General features: G+C 64.7%; 2 protein-coding genes. Both read right to left on the reverse strand.

Annotation, left to right across the window (positions count from 1 at the left end):
- Positions 1-11: 11 nt before the first annotated feature.
- The gene (locus ACWEBX_RS41420; protein ID WP_451889818.1) at positions 12-140 is read right to left on the reverse strand and encodes a hypothetical protein; all 129 of its coding nucleotides are present in this window, start codon (positions 138-140) and stop codon (positions 12-14) included.
- Between the two features lie 104 nt (positions 141-244).
- On the reverse strand, positions 245-637 hold the full coding sequence (locus ACWEBX_RS41425) for a hypothetical protein (protein WP_451889819.1): 393 nt from the start codon (positions 635-637) through the stop codon (positions 245-247).
- Positions 638-1046 lie beyond the last annotated feature (409 nt).

Consider the following 1046-nt stretch of genomic DNA (forward strand, 5'->3'; position numbering starts at 1 on the left):
GGCGCGGCGCGTCACCGCTTCTCGATGATGCGGGCCACGGCTCGGGCCACGTTCTCACCCGCACCCTTGGCGCGACCCTTGCGGTATCCGGCGCCGTACACAATCAGCGCGATGACGGCGAGTGAAACGATGACGTTCAAGGCTTCCTCCGGGGCTTGTCGCTGCCCACGAATGGGCGGGTTTCTCGGTGTGGCCTCCCGATCCGGGGCGCAGATTGGATGCAGCCCCGGACCGGGAGTGTCATTTACGCGATGCCGTAGGAAAGATCGCCTTCGCCGTCACCCCAACGCTTCATGCCGTCCACGCGGTGAGGGTGGAACGGGGCCCAGAATGTCGGGGGAACCCGCAGGAATTCCCGCGCTTCGTGAAGCTCTATTGTCATAATCTTTTCGAGGACTCGGCGGTAAAGCTCGGTGTCGTCGCAATCAGCGACAACAATTCGGAACTCGGCCCACGAACCCTCGATGTGCGAGGGGTAACCCTCTTCCGCGAGTTCCCTTTCCGACTGGAACGCGGGGAAAATGAACTTGACCTTTACGGTCCCCTCGAACCGGTTGGTGTTGTCTTCGGCTTCGAGCGTCCAACCAGGCTTGTAAACAAGCTGGTTGATCAGCCGTACCGCTGACTTGACCTCCATGGTGCTTCCCTTCGCGTGCTGTCCGGCGTTGCCGATTCGGCGTCACCCGATCCGGTCTTACAAGTTCGATACTAGATAGTTCGGGGTGTTGGCGCAACCCCCCCCGTAGAGCAAAAAGTGCGCACCAATCGGGGTACACAACTGGCGCGCCAACTGGTGCATGGCTGGCGGCTGCTGCGGCGGGGTTGCCGCTGGGTGTCGGGCGTGCGCGGGCTTGGTTGGGGGTCTGACATCCCCTCTGCTGCCGCTGCTCCTCCGTCCGGTGAAGGGAAGGGGGGCGGTCGGTGTCGGGCGCGGCGCGGCGGGGCTCCGGACTAGGGGAGTGGGTGCGTGGCGGCCGGCGCCGTGCTGACGGCCCGTGAGGGGCCGTCGGGGGTGTGGGTGCCCGGAGGGTGCCCACAGCTCCTCA

The organism is Streptomyces sp. NPDC005070, from assembly GCF_053600395.1.

What these genes read in the sequence shown, in the direction of transcription:
- ACWEBX_RS41425 (WP_451889819.1), bottom strand. Translation starts at nt 637, where the DNA reads ATGGAGGTCAAGTCAGCGGTACGGCTGATCAACCAGCTTGTTTACAAG.